This is a genomic window from Luteibacter sp. KNZ12-1A, from assembly GCF_056755675.1.
In genome coordinates, this window is the sequence record NZ_JBPGXU010000201.1 from 1 (window position 1) to 846 (window position 846).

Consider the following 846-nt stretch of genomic DNA (forward strand, 5'->3'; position numbering starts at 1 on the left):
GGTGGGAGCCGACCCTGTCGGCGATCAGCGGCCCTCGAACCTCACCAGTTCCATGGTGAGGTCGCCGCCGTCCTTCTGCGCCAGCTTCACCGGGACCGGGAATTTCGCCGGTACATACCATGCGTTGAAGCCGCGATCCGCATCGGTGCGATCCACGCGGATGGCGTCGAACGAGCCGGCGGGCACGGTGACCTTTTCCTTGCCCGAGACCTTGAACTGCTGGTTCTCCACCGCCTGCTTCACCGCCACGGGCAGGGCGACCTGTTGCTGGCCCGAACGTAGCGCGAGCCCGAGCGCGAGCGGCAAGGTGTTGCGTTCGACCATGCCCGGCACGGCGGCATAGCTGAAGCTCTTCTTGTTGTCCTGCACCTGCACGGTCCCGCCCTGCACGGTGAGGTCGCGGGTTTTCGACTTCACCGCGGCGTCCAACTGGTAGTGGTAACTCACCGCCTGCGGCACCTGTCCGGACCAGGTGAAGCGCGAGGTCTCCGCCACATTGGCACCGAGCATGGCCGCGAGGCCCGAGGTGCCCTTGGTCTGGTTCGAATACTCGAACTGCCCGTTGCCCACCGGTTTCAGCGTGACGGTGGCTTCGCCCAGCGGGCCGCCATCCTTGAGCACCTGGTAGGTGGCGGTGAACGACTGCGGCACGTCGGCGGCGAAAGCGGCGGCGGGCAGGGCGAGAGCCAGCGCGAGGCCGGCGCGAAGGAAGGTCGTGGTCGTCATGCCACCGAGTTTAGCCGGGGCGGCTGAATGCGGGGCGACATCGCTGGTGGGACGACGGGAGCCGACCTGCCTGGTGGGAGCCGACCCTGTCGGCGATGGGTCTGTCTCTTATACACATCT

Annotated in this window: 1 protein-coding gene; it reads right to left on the reverse strand. The window is 66.9% G+C overall.

Annotated elements, in window-relative coordinates:
- Positions 1-24 precede the first annotated feature (24 nt).
- Positions 25-726, reverse strand: coding sequence for a DUF3108 domain-containing protein (locus tag ACR9ZJ_RS19335; RefSeq protein ID WP_481288685.1), 702 nt, complete (start codon positions 724-726; stop codon positions 25-27).
- Positions 727-846: the final 120 nt, after the last annotated feature.

Bases quoted from the DNA above. Each gene is read 5' to 3' on its own strand.
- ACR9ZJ_RS19335 (WP_481288685.1), bottom strand. From the start codon at position 726: ATGACGACCACGACCTTCCTTCGCGCCGGCCTCGCGCTGGCTCTCGCC.